Origin of the sequence: Microcoleus sp. A2-C3 (assembly GCF_036706065.1) — a bacterium.
Taxonomy (GTDB): Bacteria; Cyanobacteriota; Cyanobacteriia; order Cyanobacteriales; family Microcoleaceae; genus Microcoleus.
Genome location: NZ_JAUBVX010000005.1, coordinates 160,013 through 182,345, shown reverse-complemented (window position 1 = coordinate 182,345; position 22,333 = coordinate 160,013). Strand labels below are relative to the sequence as shown.

The following is a 22,333-nucleotide window of genomic DNA, read 5'->3' as shown; positions in this document are numbered from 1 at the left end:
TCATGTCTAACTCTGGTTGAATAATCGATCACTCCCGATCACCAAAAAGCGATCAATTATTCAGCAAGCCCTAATTACTCGAATCCTCTTCCTTCCAGGTTAACTGTCAACTGTCAACTGTCAACTGTCAACTGTCAACTTGCCAATTCCTAATTTATTCGCCTACATTTGAACTCGTACCAGTTAAATTCGATCGCACTGGAATTTCAATCAAAAACTCCGCTCCCTTTCCCAGTGTCGAAATAAAGCTCAATCGGCCGCCGTGGCGATCGACTACAATCGAGTGAGAAATCGACAATCCCAAGCCAGTGCCCTTGCCCACAGGCTTAGTCGTGAAAAACTGGTCAAACAGCCTCGATCCCACCGACTCCGGTATCCCCCCGCCTCGGTAATATCAAAAATCGCTCCATCGAGCCACAAAACTAACCCTTCTGGATGGTACGCCCTGCCTCTTTCCGACACCTACGGCACCCGCGCACAATCCGGTATTCTAGATGATACGGCTGTTTGGAGTCTACCGCTGATCTGATTGTGCGATCGAGCATTTCCCTGTCTGCCTTATGTATGGATCATGCTAGCAAAACTCAAGCGGTTGTTGTGAATAAAGAAGGACTAAAGTCCTCACTACGAACCCAATTATGAACTTAATTATAGTTGTTTAATCGGACAGAATTTTACTCTGTTGAGTCGATAAAGTTTTCTGCTGTTTCGGCAGAACAACTGTAAACACGCTGCCTTGACCGACATTACTGCTAATAGCAATCTCGCCGTTAAAAGGTTTTAAAAGTTCAATACAAGTGTAAAGTCCGAGACCAGTTCCAGTCGGTTCGCCTTCGATTTTTTCCTCACCTTTAGGCGGCTTTGATGTGTAAAAAGGGTCAAAAAGTTTTGACAAATCTTCAGGTGCTATGCCGCATCCGGTATCGGCAATATCCATGTATATGTTCGAGTCGTCTTGCCGAGTCACGATAGTTAGTTCCCGCATTTTCTTTGCCCACATAGCATCCATTGCATTATTTATTAAGTTATAAAAAATTTGAGATATATAGGAATAAATTAAGGGAAGGTTGGAAATTTGTTCGTCATAAAAGTATTTTTTTCTAATCTTATTTTTAAAATACAGATTGCCTTCTAATAGCTGAATTTCTCGCTGGACTAAATCGTTGATATTTACAGGATGCAAATCTTGGTTTTGTTCTTTTCTGCTTTTCATCATCAGATTATCCATAATCTGATTGATTTTTGTGACAGCTTGAAAAATATACTTGGTATAATTGAAAAGAGAGTCTTCTTGAATTTTTGTGGCTTTTGTTTCAATCAAATCGACGCTAGTCTGGATTACTTGTAGCGGGCTTTTGAGGTTGTGCACCATGCCCTGAGTCAAACGTCCGATGATGGCTGTTTTTTCCTGGTCGATTAATTGCTTGGTTTTTTGTTCGACAAGTCTTTCTAGGTTTTGGTTGAGGTGGGCTAGTTCGAGGTTTTTTTCTTCGAGTCTTTGTTGCAAGTTGCGGATTGTCAAGTGAGTTTCAATGCGGCTCAACACTTCTTCGTGCTGGAAAGGCTTAGTGATGTAGTCAACGGCTCCTGTCTGAAAGCCTTTTACTTTATCAAGCGTCTCGGAAAGGGCGCTCATGAAGATGATGGGAATGTCTCGCGTTGACGGGTCTGCTTTCAAACGCAGGCAAGTTTCAAAACCGTCAATTCCTGGCATCATGATGTCCAAAAGAATCAAATCTGGATGAATATACTCAATTTGCTCGATCGCACTTTCGCCATCTAGAGCCACTAATACTTTAAACCCGTAGTTCCTCAACAGCTCGAAAAGTACGTCAAGATTTGTTTGGTTGTCATCGACAATTAGTATGATGCTTCTTTCGGAATTTTTATTGTTCATATTCAAGGGAAATATTCAAATTATTGAGTTGTGAGTTGTCGGCTGTGACTTGAAATCCGATTCAAAGAATTTTTTGTAGCTCTAGAAACCTGTAGCTACCGTCAATTTCAGGACAAATGTTGTTTCAAAAAATCTCGAATTTGCTTGAGCTGAAATCCTTTAGCAAGTTGGCGCAGATGATGAACGAAAGGCACCAATGTCGGGTCAGAATGTTCGAGGTTAGTAGTTTCCTCCAGAATAGCTTCAATATCGCCCATTGCAACCAATCTTAACAAACTTAAGACTGACTCTGAGGCAGGAGAGATCATCGTTTGAGATTGCTGCGAGTCAGTAGCAGCCATCTCAGGTGATGTTTTGCGAGTTTGAGGTTTCCGCTTTTTGGTTTCCGATCCGTCTTCGTAAATCCATTCTAGTCTCAAATGCAGGCGCAACAGTTCTAAAAGCTCGTTAGTTTGAATCGGCTTGGTGAGAAAATTATCGCAACCTGCAAGTATGCTCTTTTGCCTCGTAGTCTCGTAAACGCTAGCGGACAAAGCAAGGATAACCGCATCTTTTAATTCCGGCAACTGTCGCAGCCGCCTGGTAGCTTCCCAACCGTCCATGATGGGCATCAGTAAGTCCATTAAAATGATATCCGGTAAAAATTCCTGTGCTTTGTGCAAGCAGTCTTCGCCGTCTGTGGCTTGGGCAATTTCAAAACCCAAACGAGAAAGCAGCCTGTGCAGCATGGCGCGATTTACTTCGTTATCGTCCACGATCAGCACTTTGCGGTGGTGGCCGCTAAAACCGACAAGCCGGCGTTTTTCTGGCGCGGAGGGGAGTTGAGAAGACTGGGCGACTGCGGGCAAGTCTAGATCCAACGAAAATATGCTGCCTTTGCCGGGGGTACTTTGGACGCGAATTTTGCTGCTCATCATGTTGACTATTTTTTGGCTAATGGAAAGTCCCAGTCCGGTACCTTCGACGAAATTGTGACGATCGCCCACTTGATGAAAAGGCAAAAATATTTCTTCTAATTTATCCTGCTCGATACCAATGCCAGTATCTTCGATTTGAAAGCAAATTTTAGGGTTTGGGGCGCGATCGCCGATATTTGCTGCTGTTTGAGCTTCCGGCGCGAATGGTGTGAAGAACGGCGCGAGAGACACTTGCTGTGCGTCGTCTAAATTCGCAGTTAAATTGATTGTTGGAGTGGCAACTTCCGCTATCAAAGTCGAATTCGCGGCTGAATCTTCTGCATAACCGACTTTGAATGTCACGCCGCCGCTGTTAGTAAACTTAACCGCATTGCTGAGCAAATTAATCAAAACTTGGCGCAACCTTATTTCGTCAGCTAAAACGCAGTCGGGTAGCGGCGACACCTGCTCGTAATTAAAGACAATTCCTTTTTGATGCGATCGCATTTGGAACAAGTCAACAATACTTTTTACTAAACTCGGTAAATCCACCTCTGTGGCAGACAGTTCCATTTTACTAGCTTCGATTTTTGCTAGGTCTAAAACATCGTTAATCAGCGTCAGTAAGTGGTTGCAGCACTGGTGAGCGCTATGCAAGCTTTCCTGTTGTTCGGCTGTTAAATTGCGATCGGATTTCAGCAGTTGAATATATCCCATAATACCGTTCAAAGGCGTCCGCAATTCGTGGCTCATGTTGGCGAGAAAGTCGCTTTTGGCACTGTTGGCGGATTCTGCGGATTCTTTAGCTAATTGCAGGGCGGCTTCTGCTTGTTTGCGATCGGCAATTTCGGTTTGTGCTTGTTCAAATAGGGTCGATTGCTGAATGGCGATCGCCAACTGCACCCCCAATTGTTTCAGGCACTCTGCCTCAAATTGCTGCCAGGGACGCGGGCCCGTACAGTGGTGGGCAATTAACAGCCCCCACAATTTTTCGCCTTGCAAAATCGGTACTACCAGATTGGCTCTCACATCGAACCGAGCCAACAAACTCAAGTGGCAGTCGGCGAGGCCAGCATTGTAAACATCATCTGTGGCTCTAATTCTGCCCTCTTGGTAAAGAGTAACGTAGGTTTCTCCAAAACAAGGGTCGTAAATTTCCATTCCCACAATTGGTAGGGAATTTTCGGCAACCGACTCAACAGCGATAAAGCCGCTCCAATCAGGATTGAATTGGTAAATAACAGTGCGGTCTACTTGTAAAAAATGCCGCACTTCTTCGACAGCTTTGGTGAGAATTTCTGCTAAATTCAGAGAAGAGCGAATGCGTTCCAGCATAGCTACGGCCAACTGTTCACGCTTTAATTGCTGGCGCAAGATTGCTTCAGATTCTTTGCGTTCTGTGATGTCAGTAATCACTGCAATTAAGCCGATCGAATTGCCATTTACATCTTTAATGCTATCGGCTCGCACCAGAGCGGTAACAGCTTCGCCGCTCTTAGTTCGCAGGGCAACTTCGCCGCACCAAGAGCGACCTTGGCGAAGGTTTTTATAGATTTTCTTGTAACTTTTAGGCCGGACGTAAAGGGCGGCGCGATCGCCTAGATCGTTGAGTTCTTCCACCGTATAGCCGTAACGCTGAATGAAGGCTTGATTGTGGTAAATAGACCGCTCTTTCAAGTCGGCGATCGCGATCGCATCGCTGGTACTTTCCACGGCTTGAGTGACCCGCAGCAAAGCTAATTCTGCTGCTTTGCGATCGCTGATATCAGTCATCGAACCCACCATCCGCAGGGGGTTTCCGGCTTCGTCCCAGACTGCTTGAGCGCGGGCGAACACCCACTTGTAGCTGCCGTCTTTGCACTGCAAGCGGTATTCAGCGGCGTAATGGGGGGTTTGGCGATCGAGATAATCTTGGATCGCTGCTTGCACTCGTGAGCGATCGTCTGGATGAATGCGATCGATCCATTCGCTGTTGCAACTGTCGATTTCGCCGTCTGCGTAACCGATAATTTCTTGCCAGCGAGCCGATCGAAAAGCTTGATTTGTTTGAAGATTCAGATCCCAAATTCCGTCTTGATTGGCTTTGAGAACCAACTGCCAACGTTCTTCGCTTTTACGCAATTCTTCTTCGGCTTGTTTGCGCTGAATATGAGCAGCTAACTGAGTCGCTACCGCCTTAACCAACTCTACTATCCGCGGCTCCATAATTGATCGAGCGCGCTTGCAGAATACCAAAACTGCCAGCACTTGTCCGCTAGCGTGAATTGGCACTCCGAAACAAGCTTTCAATCCCACTGCTTCCGCCATTTGCGTCCGGGCAAAAAGATGATTTTTGGCTCTAGAAATATCTTCAATCCATTCTACATTTCGGGTTGACCAAATCCGTCCCGGCACTCCCACTCCAGAAGCGAATCTAATTTTTTTAGTTTCACAGCCGAACCTATCTAAATCGCGATCGCTAGCGTACCAAGTTTCGCTGTATTCCAAAACAGTACCGTTAGCAGCCGGTATCCAAGCTTCCGCAAAATTCCAGCCGATCGCAGTGCACAGCAACCGCAGGATATCTGGGAGGGCGCTGTGAAAATCTACCGACTGACTAATTGCTTGAGTTGCTGCCAGCAACAGCTTGATTTCATCTTCTGCTTGCTTGCTTTCTGTAATATCAGTTCCCGTGCCGAGAATTTGTTTTAACTTGCCCTCTGCTGTTTTCGCAAATACAGTATCTCGGCTCACAATCCAGCGCCAAGAACCATCCTTGTGCCTGATTCGATATTCAATTTCAAAGATATCCCCTTCGGTACCCGTTTCGACTTGCTGTAAATAATCAGGTATTTTGATTGAATCTTCCGGGTGGATTAAAGTTGACATCATCCACGGCCCGATTGCCTGAATTTCCTCAACTGTATAGCCGAGAATGTGGTATATAGAAGCGTTTGCATAAATATTTTTTTGTTCTATTAAGTCGTAAACATACAACATATTAGGACTGGCCTCAGCAATGCGATCGCCGAACCGCTTGCTATTTTCCAAATCGGCTTCTGCTTTTTTTCTCGCAGTAATATCACGAACAATACAAATTATTTCGCCATTAGGCAGAACAGTCAACGACATTTCTTGAGGGAATTGAGAGCCGTCGCGGCGGCAGCCTACTGCTTCAGTGTTGCAATAACCTTGGCGGGCTAAAGCCGGCATAATTTCCCGCTCGAACCTTTGGAATTCTGCACCTTCATAAAACATTTTCCAACTTTTCCCCAACATTTCTTCGAGGGAATTGTAACCATAGATTTTGAGTTTAGCTGCGTTGGCATAAATCACCTCTCCGCTGGCATTGATAATGCCGATACCTTCCGAAGCCGCTGCCATTGCTGCGGCTTGTCGCTGGAGTTTTGACTCGAAACGTTTGCGGCGGGTGATGTCGCGGACGATCGCGATAATTTCGTCATCAGTGCAGAATACTATTCTCGCTTCAAAATCGCACAGTGCATCCTTAATTGGCAGTTGATATTCTACAACTTGAATCTCGCCGGTGTCGATCGCTTGTTGATTGCCGGACAAAATCTTGTTAGCAAAAGCAGCAGGCAATATGTCTTGTGCTTTTTTGCCAATAAATATGTTTGCCGATACGAGAGTCTGGAGGTCTTTTGCGGGTTTAAAGTCTACCAAAGTACCGTCGGCGCGACAGCGAAAAATCATGTCGGGTATCGCGTTTAAAAGAGCGCGGTTGGTGGCTTCGCTCTTGCGTAATTCAGCTTCAGCTTGTTTGTTCAATGTCACATCGCGGCCCCCTGCATAAATTAAACCTTCTTCGGCAAAGGGCGATGCCGTCCACGACAGCCATTTATAACTACCATCACGGCAAATATAGCGGTTTTCTAAGTTAAGAACAGGGTTGCCGTTTTTTAGTGTTTCTACTGCTGCTGTAGTTATTACTCGGTCTTCGGGATGCAAGAATTCTAGAAAAGGTTTGGCTATAAGTTCGGCTATGCTGTAACCTAAGAGATTTGACCAAGCGGGGTTTAAGCGTTTGAAATAGCCATCAAAACCTGCAATGCAAAGTAAATCTAGGGAAATATTAAAGAAGCGATCGCGCTCTTGCTGGGTTTGTTTTAATTCAGTGATATCCATCACCAAACCGTCCCAAATTATATCGCCGTTGGCTTGTTTTTCCGGTTTCGCCGCGCATTGCAGCCATTTCACTCGCTCTCCCACAACTTGCCGCCACTGGTGTTGCCAAGGTTGCTGGATTGCCGCTGAAGTTGCGATCGATCGCTGCAAGTCCAAGATGTCGTCGGGGTGAACAGTTGCAAAAGCCAAGCCAGCATTTTCTTCTATTTCTTCAGGGTGTAAATTGTAAAGCTGCCAACTCCCCGAAGAAACGTAAGTAAAAGATGTTTTACCATCTACATAAAGCCGATATTGATAAATCATTCCCGGCACATTATCGGTCATGATTTGAAATCGAGCTTCGCTTTCCTGCAAAGCTATTTGCTGGTGCTTGTACTCAGTCACGTCTCGCATGATTCCGACCAACATTTTAGTGCCATCAGCTTTATTGAAGACTGTTTTTTTAGTAGAGATAATGCGTTCTTGCCCTGCGCTATCTGTAAAAGTCTCTTCCGTTTGCTCAGGAATGCTTCTTTGCAATACTTGCTCGTCTTGTTGCTCAAAAAAATCGGCTTCTGCTGGGGGCAAAAAGTCATAGCCTGAATTGCCTATTAGTTCCGAGCGCCCTGTTCCCATTAACTCGCAAAAAGCGTCGTTTAATAGGACAAACCTGTGCTGCTCGTCTTTGACAAAAATTGGGTCGGGAGTAGCATTGATCGTGTGATTCAAAAACTCTTCTGATGCTTTTAGTTCTGCTTCGTAGCGATAGCGATCGCTCACGTCTAAAATTACTTTAATCATCCGGTCGATCGAGCCGTCTCGGCCGCGAATACAGCGCAGGGAAACTCTCGTATAAACTATTTTTCCGTCTTTTTTGCGCCATCTTTTGTCTAAAACATAGCCTTCGCTCTGTCCTGCCAAAATTTTATTTAACTGCTCTAAACTGGCGGTTTTGTCTTCAGGAAAACCCGACTGATCCCAATTTGGGTGCAGAATTTCTTGCCGCTCGTATCCGAGCAAATCGCACAAAGCATCATTAACTTCCAACCACTGGCATTTTTCGGGTTCGGAGGGGGAAATTGGAGGAGCAATAATCGCAATTCCGACGAGGGAATTCTCGACTACCGAGCGATATTTTTCTTCGCTTTTTTGCAAAGCTTCTTGGTTGTGCTGCCGTTCGACTGCGTAGCGGAGCGATCGCATTAACACTTCGCTGTCGATTTTTCGCTTAATTAGGTAATCCTGAGCTCCGGCTTGGATTGACTGCACGGCGAGTTTTTCATCGTTGCGGGCCGTCAGTACGACGATCGGAGTATTTAGGCTGTATTCTTGTATTTTGACAATTGTACTTAAGTCTTGGCTATCGGGCAGCGAAAGGTCTAGTAAAATCACATCAAAATGTTCGCCGAGCAAAAGTTGCTGCGCTTTGCTGAGACGGTCTGTACAGCTTACTGACAGCCTTTGGGATTTAGCTCTGCCGACATTTGTTTCTAATAATAATTCTTCGATCAGATCGGCTTCGGCTTGATTGTCTTCTACGAGAAGAATTTTAAAGCCGTTTCGCTTTGCGGCTGGGCTCAAAACTGATATCATATACCTTCTTATTTGTCATAAGGCAGTTGAGATAACCATTATAGCATACAAAGAATTTAAGCCCTAAAAAACGAAAGCAAACACAGAAAAATTATTTGGTTAAACAATTACAATGTTCTACATCGACTGGGTTTGTGTTTTCAGTAGGTAAACCCACTCACAGGTAAAACTTTTACGGTTTTTAGAATCTCGGCTTTTTCTGGGAACCCAAGCTGCTCGGTTGTGTTTTTTGGGCGATCGCCCCGGACAACCGATCGCCCTCCTCGAACCGACCCTTTGTTGCCCGTAGATTGCGCTATCAACGCAATCCGAGCAATATCCCCGCACCACTGCGCAGCGCAAAAAATCGGTAGGAACTATGTTCAACCTGCACATTTTTACTACTTGTTTTTTTATAATAGCTTACAGAAACTCCCCGCTACCATTTCTTTACTTTTTGCAATCAAATAAATTTTCTCCACAGGTCTTGCTATTTAGCAAAAAAGTGATATTCTTGAAATAGAGGCAATCAAAAACTCTGCTGGATACAGCCTCAGAAAAAAACTCGATAATTTTTGCAACAAAACTACGTTAAGACATTGACAGGCCTTTGTTTACTGTCATTTGTTTGCTGTCATTTGTTTGCTGTCCTTTGACCGAACTGAGCTGAAGTTGAGAGGAAAAAAGCAATGCTGGAAAATTTAGCAAATCAACAAAAACAAGTTTTAATTCCCAAAGACAAAGCCTTGGTATTGTGGTTTGATGAAGTCGGCATCGCCGACATCCCATTAGTAGGCGGAAAAAATGCTTCATTGGGGGAAATGATTCAACAGTTAACCCCCAAAGGAGTCAGCGTCCCCAACGGATTTGCAACTACAGCACACGCTTACCGCGACTTCATCGAATCAGCGGGTTTAGAAGCTAAATTGCGCGCAATTTTTGCCGATTTAGACGTAGAAAATCTCCAAAACCTGCGACAAAAAGGCAAGCAAGCGCGGGCATTGATTCTGGATACACAGTTTCCGCAAGACTTGCAAACGGCGATCGCCCATGCTTACGATCAACTGTGCGATCGCTACGGCGAGAATACAGACGTAGCAGTGCGTTCCTCCGCCACCGCCGAAGACTTACCAGACGCCAGTTTTGCGGGACAGCAAGAAACCTACCTCAACGTCCAAGCTTGCGCTGGCGTCCTCGAATGCTGTCACAAATGCTTCGCCTCCATATTCACCGACAGAGCGATTTCCTACCGCCAACAGCGGGGATTCGACCACTTTGAAGTCGCCTTATCTGTCGGCGTGCAAAAAATGGTGCGATCGGACTTAGCATCCTCCGGCGTCATGTTCAGCATCGACACCGAAACCGGATTCAAAAACGCCGTATTAGTCACCGCCGCCTACGGATTAGGCGAAAACGTCGTCCAAGGCGCAGTCAACCCCGACGAATACTTCGTCTTTAAACCAACATTAAAACAAGGTTTTCGCCCGATTTTAGACAAACGCCTCGGCAGCAAAACACTCAAAATGGTGTACGATATCGGCGGTTCTAAATACACCAAAAACGTATCGGTGATCGCAGCCGAAAAAAATAAATTTGCCATACAAGATGATGAAATTCTGCAACTAGCAGAGTGGGCAGTAGTCATAGAAGAACACTACTCCAAAGTGCGCGGGACTTATACCCCGATGGACATTGAGTGGGCAAAAGACGGCAATACAGGCGAATTGTTTATCGTCCAAGCGCGACCCGAAACAGTACAATCTCAAAAGTCGGCTACAGTTTTACGCAACTACAAATTGCAAGGTATCAGTGCAGTTTTAGCAAAAGGACGCGCCGTTGGCGAAGCCATCGGACAAGGAAAAGCCCGCGTGATTTTAGATGTTCACAGAATCGCTGAATTTCAATCAGGAGAAGTTCTTGTCACCAACAAAACAGACCCGGATTGGGAACCGATTATGAAAAAAGCAAGTGCGATCGTCACCAATTCTGGCGGCCGCACTTGTCACGCCGCGATCATCGCCAGAGAAATGGGAATTCCCGCCATTGTCGGCACCGGCGACGCCACCCAAATCTTGAAAAACCATCAAGAAATCACTGTTTCTTGTTCGGAAGGAGACGAAGGCAAAGTTTATGCCGGTTTGCTTCCTTTTGAAATTCAAGAAACTGCGATCGAGAATTTGCCCCGCACCCGCACTCAAATTTTAATGAATGTGGGAAATCCAGAAGAAGCTTTTGGTTTGTCAGCAATTCCTTGCGACGGCGTAGGCTTGGCGCGGCTGGAATTCATCATTGCCAATCACATTAAAGCACACCCGCTGGCACTGATTCACTTTGACGAATTAACCGATGAATCAGTCAAGGAAGAAATTGCAGAAATGACAGCGCTTTACCAACACAAACCCGATTTCTTCACCGACAAACTAGCCCACGGAATTGCCACAATTGCCGCCGCATTTTATCCAAATCCAGTCATCGTGCGGATGAGCGATTTCAAGAGCAACGAATATGCTAATCTTTTGGGAGGGCGGCAGTTTGAACCCAAGGAAGAAAACCCGATGATCGGGTGGCGCGGCGCTTCTCGTTATTATGACCCGAATTACCGCGAAGCTTATGCTTTGGAATGCGTTGCGTTGAAGCGAGTTCGCGACGAAATGGGCTTGACAAATGTGATTCCGATGATTCCGTTTTGTCGCACGCCGGAGGAAGGGCGAAAAGTGTTGGCCGAGATGGCGAAACACGGTTTAGTTAAGGGCGAAAATGGCTTGCAGGTGTATGTGATGTGCGAATTGCCCAGCAATGTCATATTTGCTGACGAATTTGCCCAGGTTTTTGACGGATTCTCGATCGGCTCCAACGACTTAACTCAGCTAACATTAGGATTAGACCGCGATTCTGCTTTAGTCGCGCATATCTTTGACGAACGCAATGAAGCTGTCAAGCGGATGATAGAAATTGCGATTAAAGCCGCCAAGAAGTACGATCGCAAAATAGGGATTTGTGGCCAAGCCCCCAGCGATTATCCTGAGTTTGCTCGGTTCTTAGTTGAGTTGGGAATTGATTCGATTAGTTTGAATCCCGATTCGGTTTTGAAGACTTTGTTGGATGTTGCTAAGGTGGAAGGTGCGGGTTCGTTGATGGATTTAGCGGGGGAGGTTGCTAAGGTTTAACCGTTTTTGTTGTTGATAGAAACCGGGTTTTTCAAACAATAGCTGCGCCATTTTCGGGCTTGGTTGTTTTTGATCTAGACCCGGTTTCTCATATCTAAATCTCTAAAATAACCGATCTTCCGTTTGTAGTGAGGACTAAAGTTATCCGATTTTTATGATGCCTAAACTCCTGACTACAAACTTATCCAGAACACCCCTCATCGGCGCCAACAGCGATCGACCTCCTCATGGATCGCCATAGATCGCCAGCAAACGGTTAACGCACAGGCATAGTTTGAGACTTTTCCGGGAACTTTTCTGATTTAAAACCGTCTCTTCGGGGATAATTTTCTGTTGCCGATCATCTAAATTAAAAAAAATATTCTCCACAAAAGCTCTGAAAATGTGTTTACAGTTCTCCTGATTATTTTCATAGGTTTAGCTCCGTCGCTGGTGTCTTTGTGGGTGATGCGCTCTGCCCAAAGTCAAGCCAGCGCCAGAATTGCGGCGGCACAACTTGCGGTAGCAAATAGACCGCTGCGAAATGAACTAGCAATGGGCGATCGCACTTACGTAGAAGGTCTCGGTTATCCGATCGGCGATATCACTTGCGAGTATAACGCCCGCTCTAATTACATTCGCTGCGCTGTCAATCCTGCTGGGCCCTGTCAAGATTGTCGGTACTACCAAGCCAGAACTCTTGACGTTCGCGGTGAAAAGATATAGGTTGTATTGGGGCTTGTATATACGCATATTTGCGGATGTAGTCATCAATAAGTTAATATATACTTACGTGTAAGGATTGTTGCTGGAGCTTGTTCAAAACGAGCCGCGCCCAAACTCAGCAATAAAAACCTAATCGAGCAGTATTGCTGGGTTACAGTTGCCGTAACTGGGGGATTACAGTCAGTGTTTTTCTAGTTGAGGACTTACGATCCGAAACCAGGTTTAGACGATAAACCTTGGTTGGGGGGCCAGAAATCTAGGAATAAATCAGGCTTATCGTCTCCTGAGCGTAACTCCTGCCCTTAAAAAAATTAGCGAATAAAAATCGCAAATAGCTGACAGGCAAATTTGCAAGTCGATTTCTCCAAAACATCATGAAAAATTCTGCACGAACAATTGTCCTTCTTGATTTACCTCAAACAAAAACCCGCTAGACTCTAAGTGTGACAATTTGAGAAGTTGCTGGTGGGCGACAATATTCTGTTTTTGCGATCGCAGCAAAGCAGTCTCAAACCTTGATTGTTGTCTCCAGACTACAATTCATAAATTTTTAAGACGCCTCGTCGATACAGGGTATGTATATTTCAATTAAATAACACCTCGGTCACTGCCGGCCAAATTATGTTACGGCCAGCACTCCCTAGTAATTTCCTCCCTAATAAAGGTCTGGTTGCTCTTGTGAACAGGGCTGGCGCACCAGAACCAAAGAAACGGGGTTTCGACTTCGCTCAACCAGTAGGCTTTTTACTGGTAGCGAGGGCTGGAACGAATTTTTTTCGTCCATAAAACCCTGTTTCTGCATCCAGAAATGGTGAAATTTCTCTGCAATTAAAGTGCATTAGACGATCTACAGAAAACCTCATCAAGTAAATTTTTGAGCATTTCTGTGATTATCTACGGCGGGATGTAAAACATCTGCGTGTAACAGATACACTCCTTAGCCCAAAGCCGAAGGCAAAATATCACTCGATAGATAGATTGTGGGGGTTTAAACTCTCAATCCTTAGCGCTTGCATCGGCGATCTTTGCAATGTTATCAAATAGCAAGATAGCACAGCTTTGTGATGGATAAAATTTGCCTATTCCTCTTTCTGGCAGTCAAGCACCAGAGCCTCAAGCTCTGCAATTAAACGTTGTAAAGAGGCGGCTTTTATTATCTTAAACTGGGCATATTATATACAATCAGTCAGGTCATTCTACCATGCGAACCATCTGTAACCAACCAATTTTCTCAACCCACAAAGCAGGTGACACCACCGCAAGCATTGCTACCAAAAAATCTCCAATGACAGCAACTGATCCTCATGAAAAACAAATAAAAAAAGTAAAAGCAGAGGAGTGTTTCCTGTCCAAAAAACCCGGTAGCAGTGCGGGAATTGGGCAGCCCCACAGAGAATTTTTGCTTTTCACCGAGTCGGTGGGAGCCGGGACTGTAAAAAATTTACTGTTCATCGATTCGAGAGTAGAGAACTGCGACAACTTGGCAAGAGGAGCAACAGCCGATACAGAGGTATTTGTACTAGATTCGACACGGGATGGAGTCGAGCAAATTACTAGAATTCTGGCTAATTGCAGAGATTTAGAAAGCCTTCAGATAGTGTCTCACGGTCGAGAAGCCCGAGTGCAACTAGGGTCGATCGAACTCAGCGGAGACAACTTAGAAACCTACAGCCATTTGTTGCAGCAGTGGGGAAAGGCCCTCAGCGAGAGAGGAGATATCTTGTTATTCGGGTGCAGCGTCGCAGCGGGAGAAAGCGGCAAAGCCTTCGTGCGGCGGCTGAACGAAATTACTGGTGCAGATATTGCAGCGAACGACGGCTTGACGGGGAGTGCGGCACTAGGCGGCGATTGGGAATTAAAATTTGCGATCGGGGAAATAAAAGCGAGCATTGCCATTGAAAAAGAAGTGCTCGAAGCATACACTTACGTGCTCGGCACATTAGTTAACGAAACTTTCAAGAACTCGACAGTGAAGGGGCCTTGGCTCTACCGAGGCACTAACGGGGTGCTGTACGATCCGACTAGCGGGATTCCAGCTAACTTGCAATCTATACCAGGCATCACTGGAGGAACAGTATCAGGCTTACTTCCGGCTTTAGGTGGGGATATTCCTGGCAATGGCGTTCTGCAATTAACTCCAGCATCACAAGACAGGCGGGAGGCTTTCGTCCTCTACAACAACCCCATTCCTTCAAGCGACGGTCTGATTGTCAGGTTTGATTTCTATTCCTACGGTTCCAATCGGCAAATTAATGAACCCGTGGGTTATTTTACTGGCAATCAGCCTGGGGACGGCATTGGTTTCTTCTTCATTAACGGTACTGCATCGCCAGACAAGCCAGGGGGTTATGGCGGTTCTCTGGGCTACGCTCAACGACTAGATGGAACCGTGGCCACACCCGGTATTGAGGGAGGTTATTTAGGCGTTGGCTTTGACGAGTTTGGCAATTATTCAGCACCGACGGAAGGGCGAGCTGGCCCGTCTCCCGATCCGGTTCCCGGCTCCTCCAATCCGCGTTTGGTGAGACCGGATTCAGTAACAATTAGAGGCAGGCAAGAGAATAATTACCCGTTTTTAACCCAAGCATTTGCTCCCTTGGGCATCGATAACATTCCTACCAGTATTGACTTCACCGAACCCAATTTTAACTTTAGCAATACGATCACGACCGATCGCACGGCAGCGAAAAGATCCGTTCAAGTTACACTGAATCCCTCTAACGATCGGGACAATCCCAATCGCCTCACCGTTGCCTTTGATACGGATCTTAACGGCAGCTACGAAACTACTCTGATCGACATTCGCAACTTGGCAATCACCAACGGAATCCCAATACCGCCTACTTTCAAATTTGGTTTTGGCAGTTCCACAGGAAGCGCCAACAACCTTCACGAACTTCAAAACCTGGTAGTTGAAACTGTCAATCCTCCTAGTATCTCGGCTGACGTTGTTACGATCAAGAATGGGCCGCAATCCGTCAAGCCTGGGGGTAGCATTACCTACACCATCACAACCACCAACAGGGGGACAGCGCCCGCTGAACAAGTCTTGGTTCTAGACCAAATACCAGAGGAATTAATTCCGTCATCATCAACAGTTCCTACTGTCATTGCCTCGAACAGCGGCACTTACTCAAACGTCACGCGGAATGTCACCTGGCCGAAAATTCCCGTTCTCAATGTCGGTCAAACCGTCACTTATACGCTGACAGTTGGTTTGCCACCTAATTTAGTTAGCGGCGGCACATTAACCAACGTTGCATCCAGCACTGCTGCGACTTTCGACCCCGATCTCAGCAACAACGACGGTTCAACGCCCATCAGTAGAGTTCTGACTACTGTCGCCGATAGAGTTGCCGACCTCGTTACTATCAAAAGTGGCCCTCTCACCAGTGCGATGGGGTCAACCGTCACCTACTCCCTGACCACCACCAACAACGGGCCTGACCCAGCCACTAACGTCACCATCAGTGACAGCATCATTCCGGGGTTAACAGGAGTGAGTATATCGGAGGGCGGTACTTACGACCCTGTTTCGGGCATTGTCACCTTCCCAGCAGTGACGACGCTGGAAAATGCAGGTACTCTCAGGCGAACCGTCAGCTTTGTCCCGCCAGTCACCCTTACCACCATCAGCAACACGGCTAAGAGTAGCTCAGCGACTCCCGACCCGATACTCACCAACAACAACGGCTCCGCAACGAACAAAGACGATACTCCAACCGGCTCGTCTGTTACCACCACACTCACTCCCAGCGCTGACATTGTTACCACCAAAAGTGGGCCCACAGCTACTAATGCTGGTGCCACAGTCAGCTACACGATCGCCACAGTCAACAATGGCCCTAGTCTCGCAGCAGGCGTCACCATCACTGACAGCATCATTCCGGGGTTAACGGGAGTCACGGCATCCGACGGGGGCATCTACGACCCAACGACAGGGATTATTAGCTTCGGCCCCGTGGCGATCGCCAACGCCCAGACAGTCACTCGGACGATCGGCTTTATCGCCCCACCCACCCTCACTGCCGTCCGCAACACGGCAAGAAGCACCTCAGTCACTCCCGACCCCACGCCGGGCAACAACGACGGTACAAACCCTAATTCCAGTGTTAACACTACGATCGGTGCTCTTGCTGACATTGTTACCACCAAAAGTGGGCCCACAGCTACTACTGCTGGTGCCACAGTCAGCTACACGATCGCCACAGTCAACAATGGCCCTAGTTCCGCAGAAGCCGTCACCATCACTGACAGCATCATTCCGGGGTTAACAGGAGTCACAGCATCCGAGGGTGGAACCTATGACTCAGTTACCGGGATTGTGACTTTCCCGGCTGTGGCGATCGCCAATGGCACTACAGTCAATCGGACGATCGGCTTTATCGCCCCAGCCAGCATCAGTGCCGTCGGCAACACGGCAAGAAGCAGCTCAGCTACTCCCGACCCCACCTCAAGCAACAACGACGGTACAAACCCTAATTCCAGTGTTAACACTACGATCGGCACAGTCCCCAGTCTTGCTAGTGCCGACATCGTTACCACTAAAAGCGGACTCACATCGGCAGAGCCGGGGCAATCTGTCACTTATACAATTACTACGGCAAACATCGGGCCTAGCGACGCGGCCAACGTCACCATCACCGACAGCATTGTTCCAGGTTTAACGGGAGTTTTGGCTTCCGAGGGGGGCACTTACGACCCAATCTCAGGAGTAGTTAATTTTCCGGCGATCGCCAGCGTGACCGTTGGTCAAAGCGTTACCCGTACCGTTACTTTAGCAGTCCCCAACAGTGGCAGCATCACCAATGTTTCCAGCAGCAAATCAACTACTCCCGACCTAAACCTCAGCAATAATGACGGCTCCTCTGCCGCCGCCAAAGTCACTACCGCCGTTTCTCTGGTTACTGTCACTGGTAGTGCAGACTTGGTGACTACCAAGACTGGCCTCACATCTACGACTGCTGGTAGTTCAGTTACTTATACTATAACTACCACCAACAATGGACCGAATGCTGCTGAAAACGTAGTGATTACTGAAAGCATCATTCCGGGTTTAACGGGAGTCAAGGTGTCCGATAACGGCACCTACGATCCAGTTACAGGGGTTGTCACCTTCCCAACTATTCCCAGTTTGGCTAGCGGCAGCAACACAAACCGCCAGGTAACTTTAGTTGTTCCAGCGATCGGCATCAAAAGTATATCCCAGAGCCGATCGACCACTTCCGACCCCAACCCCAACAACAACAACGGTTCCCAACCCGATGCCACTGTCATCACCACCGTCAGCTCGACCACTGAACCCGCCAACCTACCTCCGGTAGCGGACAACAGCAACACGACATTACCGCCCAACAGCACCATACCCATCAAGGGAATCAAAGGAACAGACCCAGACGGCACTGTGGTTTCCTTCACCATCAACACCCTGCCACCAACAAATCAAGGCGTCCTGTTCTTGGGCGACCCGGCTCAAGGAGGAGTGCCGGTCACGTCCGGTCAAGCCTTGACGCCAGATCAAATCAGCCAGTTGTTCTTCCAGTCGGCGGGCACTTTCACAGGGGCAAACTTTACCTACAGCGCCACGGACAACAGCGGTGGCATCAGTCCCGCCCCTGCGACAGTAAACCTGTTTCCGCCTAAAGTTGACCAACCGCCAGTAGCCAACAACTCCAGCGTTACTTTGTTGCCGGAAAGCAACGCCAAAATAACCGGATTGGGAGGAACAGACCACGACGGCACGGTTGTTTCCTTCACCATCAACACCCTGTTGCCACCCAATGAAGGTACATTGTTCTTGGGCGACCCAACCCAGGGCGGAGTCCCGGTTACACCCGGTCAAGTTTTGACGCCGGATCAAATTACCCAGTTGTTTTTTCAGTCTAGTAGCAGTTTCACAGGAGCCAAGTTCACCTATAGCGCTACGGACAACCTCGGCATTACAAGTCTGGGGGTTGCCACTGTGTGCGGTATTCTGCCAACACCCGGGCAAACAGAAACGCCGACTACGACGCCGACTACGACGCCGACTACGACGCCGACTACGACGCCTATTTTCGGCAGAGTTCCCGAACCGGATACTGGCTGCGGTTGCCAACCACTGCCCTTGCTGGCCCCGATCGCATTTATCCAACCCCAGACAGGGCAAATACTCAACTTCGACTCCAACGCCGTAGAACTCACCTACATCCAAAACACGATCCTCGGCACTCCCGGAAATGACTATTTAAGCGGGAACGACGCTAACGAACTGTTTCTTGCCGAAGCTGGGGATGACATTGTTTTAGGTGAAGGCGGCGCCGATATCGTCTTCGGAGACCAAGGGGCAGATTTCATCGCTGCCGATCAGGACAACGATATCGTTTACGCGGGCAAAGAAAATGATGTGGTGTTCGGCGGGAAACAAAACGATCGCATTTTTGGCGATCGCGGTGCGGACTTATTGTCTGGCGATCGCGGTGAGGATACGATCGTCGGCGACAACGGCAACGACATCAACCTCACGGGCAATGACGGCGACGTAATTTTCGGTGGCGAAGCAGGGGATGCGATCGCTGGTAATCAAGGCAACGACATTGTTTTCGCCGGCAAAGGCCCAGACATCGCCTACGGGGGCAAAGAGGGAGACGTAATTTTCGGCGATAAGGGCCGTGACAGCCTCTACGGCGACAGCGGGGACGATTCGCTGTTCGGCGGCGTCCTCAACTCCCTAGATAGCGACCCAGACGGGCAAGATTTGCTGTTTGGAGGCAATGGCAATGACTTACTATTCGGCCAAGAAGGTGACGATACTTTGCTCGGTGGTAACGGCCGGGATTTGGCCTATGGAGGCAAAGGGGGCGATCGCATTTTTGGCGAAACTGGTTCCGACACTCTCTACGGCAATCAAGGTTTTGATACCATCATCGGCGACTACGGTACTGCTGTTGCGACCACAATTGCCACATCTGAAGGCGACTTAATTTTCGGCAATGATAGTGGCGACATCATCGGCGGTGGTAGCGGTAACGACAGCATTTTTGCCGGCAAAGGCGATGATTTAGCTTACGGTGGCAAAGACAATGACTTGATTTGGGGCGAACTCGGTTCCGACACCCTTGTCGGCGACGAGGGAGACGATTCGCTTTACGGCGGCTTGCAAAACGAGTTAGTCAGCGATGCCAACGGCCGCGACTTGCTGTTTGGGGGCGACGGTAACGACTATCTCAACGGCGGTGAGAGTTCCGACTCTCTCGGCGGCGGTTTTGGTAACGATACTGTTCACGGCGGCAAGGATGACGATTTGGTGCACGGAGATGCCGGCGATGACTTGATGTACGGCGATGGTGGCAGCGATATTTTGTGCGGCGATGATGGCAATGATACCATTTTTGGCGATCGCGGGGAAAACGAGCGAGGCCCCGTGGGCGCAAACGGCCAGCAAGACTGCATCAACGGTGGCAGCGGCGACGACCTTTTATACGGCAATGAAGGCCAAGATACTCTCAACGGTGATGACGGTAACGACACTCTCTACGGAGGGAAAGATAGCGACATTCTCAACGGGGGTGCAGGGGATGACTGGCTATTTGGCGACGGCGGAGAGGATACTTTAATTGGAGCTAGTGGGAGCGATCGTTTTGTGTTAGATAGCAACAGTGGTATCGATACTGTCCTCAATTTTGAAGTAGGAATCGACAAGTTTGCTTTAGCTGGTGGCTTGAGTTTTGCTCAGTTGCAAATTAACTCCACGGCGAACGGCACCGTCCTGCAATTAGCCTCTACTGGTGAGGTTTTAGCTAATGTTTTTGGGGCTAACAATGCGATTACTGCTCTGGATTTTGTGACTGTTTCTCGGTAATACAAATCTCAGAAAGGTTAGTATTAAGGACTTTAGCCCTCTACTGAATGCGGGCTAAAGTTCTGACTACGCAACTAACTGCGCGATTCCAGTAATTTCCATTTAGTTAATTTTTTCATGTTAATTACTCCTGCTTCGGGCAACTACTACCAGTTTTAATTCGGGTGTTTGTGGCGCAATTATGCTAGTTTAAGGGGAAGGGGAAAAAATAATTATGAATGCGTATCTGTTGGCATTAGGTAATTTTTTTTTAACTGACAATTCCGAAATTACCAGAAAGAATTGGTTTAAAGCCTCTCCCTTTGAGGGAGAAATTAAAATAAGACTATTCATTGCTTCAATCCTCTTCCTACCAGGTAAAGTGCTGTCAACTGTCAACTGTCAACTGAACAATTAATGTTAAATCTCAACTTTCACCCAGCACCCATGCAATACCAAAAATTACCGCCGAAATTTTGGGCAGACTTACACAAATTGACTGCTAAGTGTATTTTACGCTCATGGTTCGGCTCTGTGTCGATCGCCCTGAGCATAGCAGCAGCCACCACAGTTGCGACTGTGCAAATCACACAGCAACCAGCCAATGCTTCTACAATCACCAGTTGGCAGTTCGATCCCGCCACAAATCAGCTAGAAATTACTCTCCCAGAGGGAACAACTCCCACCTATTCTCTACTCAACCCGTCTCAAATTGCTGTGGATTTGCCCAATACTACGATCGGCGTTGATGTCACTCAACTATACCCGCAAGGCAATGTGCATTCCGTGGGGGTGACTCAACTGCCATCAGGAAGCGCCAGAATTTTGGTAAATTTGGCTCCAGGAGTGGCTTTCAACGGTGAGCAAATTAAATTCCAAAGAGTCGGAGAAAATCGCTGGGTGTTGCGTCCATCGATCGAGCCTGCTTCCTATCAGGCAACTCTCGAAACGCCAGCACAGCCTGCAATACAAGTACCGCCTAATCAACCTCTGACAGATTCTAACTCAACTGCTGCGATCGCGCCTGTCCAACCAGCCTCGGCTGAGGTGATAACTTACGAGCAAAACTCTTTGCGGCAGTCAACTCCAAACGACCAAATCCGACCGATAAATGTGCCTTTAGTCAGGGTTCCGGTTAACCGACCCAAGGGGGTAGGTTCTGCCCCTGTACGCCGTCCTGCTGCGCCTGAACAGCGGATTATCGACTTTGGTGAACCGCTGCGCTAAAACTTGCTTTCAGTCGATAATCCGATCCTCGCCGTTAGAAATTTTGACCTTCTGTCGCTGGAGCTGTCGAACCCGGTTGGTTGAGGAACAAGTTTTTAGCGCCGTCGTTTTGGTAAATACAGTTAATTTCCGGTTGACCTTCCAGAGGGCCGGTGAAGCCAAAGGTGTTCATGCGATTTTTGCACTCGCGCACTTGATTTTGGTTGATCAGTTTTCTTTGTTCGAGAATTGCCCAGTTATTGGTTCGCAGGACGCATCCGGGACGCATACTCGGCTGGGAGATGTAGACGTTGAACGGGTTGAGGGTAACGAAGAGGCGCATATCAGTCACCATCGCGCTGGCTCCAAACTGCACGCACAGTTCCGGGTTCGGGGCGCTGCGATCGATAAATTCCCTGGATGCTACGTTTTCTGGGCTAATTGTCGCTGTGGAACTGAAGGCAATCCCAATCCCAATTCCCAGAATAAACACGGCTGTTAAAATCCCTAGGGTGGCGGAATTGAGGAAAGAGGGTTTGTTAGACTGAGGTTGTCGTCGCGATTGTCCGCCAAATGAGCCGGAGTCTTCGTCTCCTCGGAATGGGTCGCCACCGAATTTGTCTCTGTCGTTGTAGGAGTTAGGTTTACGTTTCATATAATGTTCAGTCCGTTCTGGGAAGTTAACAGGTAGTAGTTTTTTATTTTTAACCGATCTTGCCTTTCTATTATTATGGCGCTAGATAGGTCGCGGCTACGAGCCCAGGACGGCCGATCTGCGTTTGGTGTGGTTCACGGCGAGCGATCGACCAGGCTACAACCTTGCTTGAATTTGAAGATTTCAATAAAATAACTGAAAGTGAGATACTCTTGCACAGCGGAGCAATCCCGGCTCAAGATTATTGACCGAAATTAATGAGATACAAGCCCTATCATAAAAAATACTCGGTAAGTGGGAAACTCAGAGTCT

At 47.6% G+C, this 22,333-nt stretch carries 7 protein-coding genes and 1 pseudogene; 4 read left to right on the top strand and 4 right to left on the bottom strand.

Annotation, left to right across the window (positions count from 1 at the left end):
- Positions 1–154: 154 nt before the first annotated feature.
- From QUB66_RS05315 to QUB66_RS05305, 3 genes and pseudogenes are all read right to left on the bottom strand, one after another.
- Positions 155–385: pseudogene (locus QUB66_RS05315) on the bottom strand (sensor histidine kinase); the annotation flags it as partial.
- 273 nt (positions 386–658) lie between these two features.
- A complete protein-coding gene (locus QUB66_RS05310; RefSeq protein WP_265233359.1) occupies positions 659–1,897 on the bottom strand; it encodes a hybrid sensor histidine kinase/response regulator in 1,239 nt (412 codons plus the stop codon).
- A gap of 107 nt (positions 1,898–2,004) precedes the next feature.
- Entirely contained in the window at positions 2,005–8,490 is a 6,486-nt protein-coding gene (locus tag QUB66_RS05305; RefSeq protein ID WP_332966588.1) for a PAS domain S-box protein, read from the bottom strand.
- 668 nt (positions 8,491–9,158) lie between these two features.
- Between QUB66_RS05305 and ppsA the strand changes: the two genes are divergently transcribed.
- The 4 genes from ppsA to QUB66_RS05285 all read left to right on the top strand — a co-directional run bounded on the left by ppsA (position 9,159) and on the right by QUB66_RS05285 (position 21,387).
- Positions 9,159–11,636 (top strand): phosphoenolpyruvate synthase, encoded by a 2,478-nt coding sequence (gene ppsA / locus QUB66_RS05300; RefSeq protein ID WP_332966590.1) that lies wholly within the window; start codon positions 9,159–9,161, stop codon positions 11,634–11,636.
- Between the two features lie 384 nt (positions 11,637–12,020).
- Positions 12,021–12,341 (top strand): DUF6464 family protein, encoded by a 321-nt coding sequence (locus tag QUB66_RS05295; protein ID WP_265233356.1) that lies wholly within the window; start codon positions 12,021–12,023, stop codon positions 12,339–12,341.
- Positions 12,342–13,626: 1,285 nt separating this feature from the next.
- Entirely contained in the window at positions 13,627–20,181 is a 6,555-nt protein-coding gene (locus tag QUB66_RS05290; protein ID WP_332966592.1) for a DUF4347 domain-containing protein, read from the top strand.
- Between the two features lie 396 nt (positions 20,182–20,577).
- Complete coding sequence (locus QUB66_RS05285; protein ID WP_332966594.1) at positions 20,578–21,387, top strand: AMIN domain-containing protein; 810 nt, start codon at positions 20,578–20,580, stop codon at positions 21,385–21,387.
- A 34-nt stretch (positions 21,388–21,421) separates the two neighbouring features.
- On the opposite strand, the gene QUB66_RS05280 is transcribed toward QUB66_RS05285, so the two are convergent.
- Entirely contained in the window at positions 21,422–22,021 is a 600-nt protein-coding gene (locus QUB66_RS05280) for a DUF3172 domain-containing protein (protein ID WP_265233353.1), read from the bottom strand.
- Positions 22,022–22,333 lie beyond the last annotated feature (312 nt).

Bases quoted from the DNA above. Each gene is read 5' to 3' on its own strand.
- QUB66_RS05310 (WP_265233359.1), bottom strand. From the start codon at position 1,897: ATGAACAATAAAAATTCCGAAAGAAGCATCATACTAATTGTCGATGAC.
- QUB66_RS05305 (WP_332966588.1), bottom strand. From the start codon at position 8,490: ATGATATCAGTTTTGAGCCCAGCCGCAAAGCGAAACGGCTTTAAAATT.
- ppsA (WP_332966590.1), top strand. From the start codon at position 9,159: ATGCTGGAAAATTTAGCAAATCAACAAAAACAAGTTTTAATTCCCAAA.
- QUB66_RS05290 (WP_332966592.1), top strand. From the start codon at position 13,627: ATGACAGCAACTGATCCTCATGAAAAACAAATAAAAAAAGTAAAAGCA.
- QUB66_RS05285 (WP_332966594.1), top strand. From the start codon at position 20,578: ATGTTAAATCTCAACTTTCACCCAGCACCCATGCAATACCAAAAATTA.
- QUB66_RS05280 (WP_265233353.1), bottom strand. From the start codon at position 22,021: ATGAAACGTAAACCTAACTCCTACAACGACAGAGACAAATTCGGTGGC.